This is a genomic window from Sorangium sp. So ce302, from assembly GCF_051530145.1.
Classification (GTDB): domain Bacteria; phylum Myxococcota_A; class Polyangia; order Polyangiales; family Polyangiaceae; genus Sorangium; species Sorangium cellulosum_B.
In genome coordinates, this window is the sequence record NZ_CP150326.1 from 5,896,501 (window position 1) to 5,902,500 (window position 6,000).

Genomic DNA, 6,000 nt, shown 5'->3' on the forward strand with positions numbered 1-6,000 from the left:
TTGCAGCATGGCCCCGGCGTCGCCGGCACCGCCGGCACCGCCGGCCTGATGTGGCCAAGCAGCAGCAGGTAGCCACGGTCGTCGAGTGGCGTTCACGAGGCAATCCATCCGAGGAGTGATTCATGGGACAGACCAGCGAGAGCAAGCGAGGCTTCGCAGCGATGAACGCGGAGCAGCAGCGCCAGATCGCGAGTCAGGGCGGCAAGGCGGCTCATGAGAAGGGCACGGCGCACGAGTTCACGTCCGAGGAGGCGCGCGCAGCGGGCCGCAAGGGCGGCGAGGCTGTCAGTCAGAACCGCGAACACATGGCCGAGATCGGGCGCAAGGGCGCCGAGGCGCGGAGTCTGGCGACGAACGGCGAGGGCCGGAGCCGGAAGGGCCGCGGCGGAAGCCATGAGCAACATGTGAAGGCGGACGAGCACACCCAGCAGGGCTGAACCGTCCCGGCGCGCCGCTCGGGATCCCCCTAGGGCGCGAGGACCACGAAGAGCCGCCGAGGAACCACGAAAGGTATCGCCCTTTCACGGTTGCTCGGCGGTCCTTCTTGGCGCTGTCGACACGCGACGCCGCAGCGCTCCCTCCGCCGCGCCCGCCGCGCGGGCGACGGTGGGTGATGGCTGGAACGCAGACGCCAGGACCCGGAATCACCGGTTCGGAGAGGGCCACTCCAGCCCCCGACCGATGGCTACTCCGAGCCGTCGTCGATCCCTGCGCCGTCCTCGAACATCGCCGGGTCGTCGTCGTCGAGGTCGCTCTCGTCCGGCGCGCCGCCGTCCGCCGCCTGCGCGCCGCCCTCGGTCGCGCCGGCGGGCGACATCCTCCATCCACCGGTCGGAGGCCCGGAGGGCCACGCGCGGAGCCCGGGCGGCGGCCTGAAGCCATCTGCCTCGTCCTCCGGCGCATCGAGGCCCGCCGCCGCCGCGCGGCGAGCCCAGTCGGGCGCGTTCGCGGGCGGCACGTGCCGCGGCCGCCACCCGCCCCCCTCGGGCGTGATGGCCCGCTTGAGGTAGCCGTGCGCTCCGGAGGTGAAGCCCGCGTCGGAAAGCGCGCGCGCGAGGGGGGAGCTGTGCGCAGGCTCGCCGTCGATCGTGGCCACGAGCACGGCGCGCCGCCGCCCCTCGTCGACGAGCGCCCCGAGCGCCGACGCGATGGCCCGGATCGCGTCGCCGCGCTCCGGCTCGGCCTCCGGCAGGAACGTGGTGAGGCTCCGCTCGGTGCGGCCCATCCAGGCGAGCAGCCGGCCGTCGTGCAGGATCACCAGGGCGCCCGCGGCCCGTTGCGGCCGGACCGGGCCGCGGACGGCGCCTTCGGTGCCGCCGTCAACAGGCGCGGGGAGCTCGGGCCAGCGGACGGCGGCGCCCCAGGGGCTCGCCGGATCCGTGGCCGCGAGGACGAGCGTCCGCGGATCGTCGGACGGCTCGCGGCAGGCCCGGAGGCGATCGTCGGCGCCCGGCACCGCGAACTGCGCGGCGCCCAGCCCGGCGACGAAATAGCCGCGCCGCGCCTGACCGGCCTCCTCCATGGCGCGGAGCACGTCGTAGACGGCGGAGAAGCCGCCGGCGAGCCCCTCGACCGCCGCCGCCTCGCGCGTGAGCACCCCGTGGCGCTCGAGCAGCGCGCGGGCGAGCGCCGCGCGTCGCTCGGTCTCGCCAGGCGCGCCGGAGGACGCGCCGCCAGCAGCGCCGGACGCGCCGGGAGACAGCAGCGACCAGCGCCCCTCGCTCCCCGGCGGGCCGATCCGGCGCGCCCGCAGCGCCGCGAGGCCGCGGCTGGACGCAGCGCGGTCGCGGTCGCGCCGTCGGCCGCTCGAGCCGGACGCGCGGCCGAGCGCGCGCAGCGGGGCGAGCGTGTCGTTCGTGACCTCGCCGGTCCACACGAGATCCCAGAGCGCGGCGAGCAGGTCCGCGCCGAAGGCGCCCGTCTCGCGCGACAGGTCGGAGAAGAAGAGCGCGCCGCGGCGCGCGAGCGCGGCGCGGATGCCCTCGGCGAGCGCCCCCTCGGCGCGGCCAGGCGGCGGGGCGAGGTACGGAAAGGCCTCGGCGAGGTAGAGCGCGACGCGGCCGTCGTCGTCGCCGACCGGCTCGACGCCGCGCCAGAGGACCTCGCCGGCCGCGCAGAGCGCGTCGAGATCGCCGGGCCGGTAGCCCTCGACGCGGGCGGGCAGGATCTCGGACTCCAGGGCGGAGGCCGAGAGGGGCGCGCCCTGGAGCTGCTCGAGCGCCGCGAGCAAGCCGTCGAGGCCGCGCCGGCGGCGGTGCAGGCCGTGCCAGTCTGCGAGGAAGCGGGCGTAGGCTTCCGGCGGGACCGGCTCGACCTCGGCGCGCAGCCGGGCCAGCGAGCGGCGCTTCAGCGAGCGCAGCACCTCGGCGTCGCAGAACTCCTGGCCGCGGCCGCCCGGGAGGAACTCGCCCTCGACCACGCGGCCTCGCTCGGCGAGGCGCGCGAGCGCGGCCAGCACCGGCGCAGGGCCGAGGCCGAAGCGCCGGGCCACGTCGTCCGCGCGGAAGGGCCCGTGCGTGCGCGCGTAGCGCGCAACCAGCTCGCCGAGCGGGTCCGCGACGGGATCGAGGAACGCGATCGGCAGGCCGAGCGGCGGCACAACGCCGAGGGCGTCGCGCAGCCGGCCCGCGTCCTCGGCGGCGGCGACGCGGCGCTCGCCGCCGATCTGGACCTCGATGGCGCGCCGATCCCGGAGGAGCTCGTCGATCCACGCGGCGGCGCGCTCGCGGGCCGCTTCGGGCGGCGCGTCGTGGCCGGCCGCGCGCCGGGCGATCTCGTCGCGCGTGAGATCACCGAGCGAGAGCAGGAGATCGTGCGCCTGGTCCTCGTGCTTGAGCGGCGCTCGGCCGTCGAGGCGCTGGAGCGACGCCTCGAGGGCCAGCACGGCGTCCGCGTCGAACAGCTCGCGCAGCTCGGCCTCGCCGAGCAGCTCGCGCAGGCGGCTGTGATCGATGGTGAGCACCTGCGCCCTTCGCTCGGCGAGCGGCAGATCGCCCTCGTAGATGAAGTTGCCGGCGTAGGTGAAGAGCAGCGTGGCCGCGAACGGCGAGGGCGCGCGGACGTCGACCGTGACCACGCGGACCTTTCGGGCGGCGATCTGCCGGAGGAGATCCTCGAGCGCCGTGAGGTCGAAGACGTCGCGCAGGCACTCGCGGTAGGTCTCGAGCAGGATGGGGAACGAGCCGTAGCGCGACGCGACGGCGAGCAGGTCGGCGGCGCGCTTGCGCTGGGCCCAGAGCGGCGAGCGCTTGCCGGGGAACTTGCGCGGCAGGAGCAGCGCCCGGCCCGCGCACTCGCGGAAACGCGAGGCGAAGAGGGCGGTGTCTCCGAGGCCGCGGACGAGCAGATCCTCCACCTGATCGGCCTGCGGCAGGAGCTGCTTCGCGTCGGGGGGCGACTCCGACTCGGGCAGCCGCAGGACGATGCCGTCGTCGGTCCACACGGTGTCGACCGCGAGGCCGAGCTCGAGGCGGCACCGCTCGGCGATGCAGGTCGCGAGCGGCGCGTGGACGCGGCCGCCGAACGGCGAGAGGAGGCAGATGCGGTGGTCGCCGACCTCGTCGATGAACCGCTCGATCACGAGGGTGCGGTCGCTCGGGACGTCGCCCGTGGCCGCGGCCTGGTCGCGCACGTACCGGACGAGGTTCGAGGCCGCGCGCTCGTCGAGGCCGTGCTCGTCCGCGAGCGTGCGCTCGGCCTCGCCGTCGGGCAGCGCGGCGAGGCGCCGCGCGAGGGCGCCGATGGAGGCGCCCAGCTCGGCGTTGCGCCCGGCCTGGTCGCCGCGCCAGAACGGCATCTTGCCCGGCTCGCCCGGGGCGGGGACGACGAGGACGCGGTCGTGGGTGATGTCGGTGATCCGCCACGACGAGGCGCCGAGGAGGAAGACCTCGCCCTCGCGGGCCTCGAAGACCATCTCCTCGTCGAGCTCCCCGACGCGCCGGCCCGGGCGCGCGGCGTCGCCGCCGGTGTCCAGGAAGACCCCGTAGAGGCCGCGGTCGGGGATGGTGCCGGCGTTGACGACGGCGAGGCGCTTCGCGTCCTTCCTGGCGCGCACGGCGCCGCCCACCCGGTCCCAGACGATGCGGGGCCGGAGCTCGGCGAACTCGTCGGACGGGTAGCGGCCGGAGAGCATGTCGAGCACGCCCTCGAAGCTCGCGCGGGGCAGCTCGGCGAAGGGCGCCGCCCGGCGGACGAGCGAGAAGAGCGCGTCGACGTGGAGGGTGTCCATCGAGGCGATGGCGACGATCTGCTGGGCGAGGACGTCGAGCGGGTTCCTCGGGTACAGGGTCGCCTCGACCTTGCCTTCGCGCATGCGGGACGCGGCGGCGGCGCACGCGAGCAGATCGCCGCGGTGCTTCGGGAAGACGACGCCGCGCGACGTGCCGGAGACCTCGTGCCCCGCGCGCCCGACGCGCTGGAGCCCGGCCGCGACAGAGGGCGGCGCCTCGAGCTGGATCACGAGGTCGACGGAGCCGAGGTCGAGGCCGAGCTCCAGCGACGAGGTCGCGACGATGCACGGCAGGAGGCCCGCCTTGAGCCGCTCCTCGATCTGCTGCCGCTGCTCGCGGGCGATCGATCCGTGGTGCGCGAGCGCGATCTCGGCGCCGGCGGTGTCGTTGAGCGCCGCGGCGAGGCGCTCGGCGAGGCGCCGGCTGTTCACGAAGATCATCGTGGTGCGGTGGGCGCGGACGAGCTCGACGAGGCGCGGGTGGATGCTCGGCCAGATCGAGCGCTGCGCCGGCTCGGCGGGCGCCCCCCTCGGGCCCTCGCCCGCGCGGGCGGCCTCGCCGAGCTTGGTCATGTCCTCGACGGGCACCTCGATGCGGAGCTCCAGGGCCTTCGGGGCGCTCGCGTCGACGAGGGTCACCGGCCGCGGCGCGAAGCGCCCGCCGGCGCCGTCGGTCTCGCCGCCGCCGAGCAGCCGCGCGACCTCGTCGAGCGGCCGCTGCGTGGCGGACAGGCCGATGCGCTGCATCGGCCGCGGCGCGGATCGCAGCGCCTCGAGCCGCTCGAGGGACAGGGCCAGGTGCGATCCGCGCTTCGTCGCGACGAGCGCGTGGATCTCGTCGATGATGACGGTCTCGACGGCGCGCAGCCGATCGCGCGCGGCCGCGGTGAGCAGGAGGTAGAGCGACTCCGGGGTGGTGATGAGGATGTCCGGCGGCCTCTTGGCGAGCCGGGCGCGGTCCTCGGGCGCGGTATCGCCGGAGCGCACGCCGACCTGGGGGACGCGGTAGGGCAGGCCGAGGCGCTCGGCGGCGGCGGCGATGCCGGCGAGCGGCGCGCGCAGGTTGCGCTCGACGTCGATCGCGAGCGCCTTGAGGGGCGATACGTAGACGACGCGGCAGCGCTCGGCGGCCTCGGGCTCGGGTGACGCCATGAGCCGGTCGATGGCCGCAAGGAAGGCGGCGAGCGTCTTGCCCGAGCCGGTCGGCGCGAGCAGCAGGGTGGAGGCGCCGTCGAGGATGGGCGGGAAGCCCTGCACCTGGGCGGGGGTGGGCTCGGCGAAAGCCGCGCGGAACCACGCCTGGGTAGCGGGGTGGAAGCGGTCGAGCGGATCGGATGCGGGGGGACGTCTCTTTGCCATCGGCGGCGGTTCCGTGGCCTGTGGAGCCGGTGCGCGGCGCTTCTTCCCGTGCGCCTGTCGCCGCACGGCCCTCCTTGCGGGGCCGCCGACGATGCAAGAGCCATCCCTCACGGGGGAACCTGACGCAACCGCTCGCTCCGGGCGGGGTCATCGAGACGGGACCGCACGGCGAGCGCGTCCGCCTGGCGGATGGCCACCCCGAGCGCCGCCCGCACGCGGTCGGCTCAGCAGGGGTTCACGCCTCCCTCGCCGCTTCGACGGATGTCAGGCTGCCCGGCTGCTCGGATCATCGGCTCGCTGGCGCAGCTGGGAGCGGCCTCTCCGAGGTCCGGAGGACGCTGCCATGGCGACCGCCGCTGGCTCCAGGGAACGCCTGGACATGGCTCGGATGCCTGGCGAAAAGGCGTACAAAA

The 6,000-nt window shown here is 75.6% G+C and carries 2 protein-coding genes; one reads left to right on the plus strand and one right to left on the minus strand.

What is annotated here, in order from left to right:
- Nucleotides 1–122 precede the first annotated feature (122 nt).
- Nucleotides 123–437 (plus strand): KGG domain-containing protein, encoded by a 315-nt coding sequence (locus WME73_RS22390; RefSeq protein WP_012236599.1) that lies wholly within the window; start codon nt 123–125, stop codon nt 435–437.
- 248 nt (nt 438–685) lie between these two features.
- On the opposite strand, the gene WME73_RS22395 is transcribed toward WME73_RS22390, so the two are convergent.
- On the minus strand, nt 686–5,587 hold the full coding sequence (locus WME73_RS22395; RefSeq protein ID WP_437916988.1) for an Lhr family helicase: 4,902 nt from the start codon (nt 5,585–5,587) through the stop codon (nt 686–688).
- Nucleotides 5,588–6,000 lie beyond the last annotated feature (413 nt).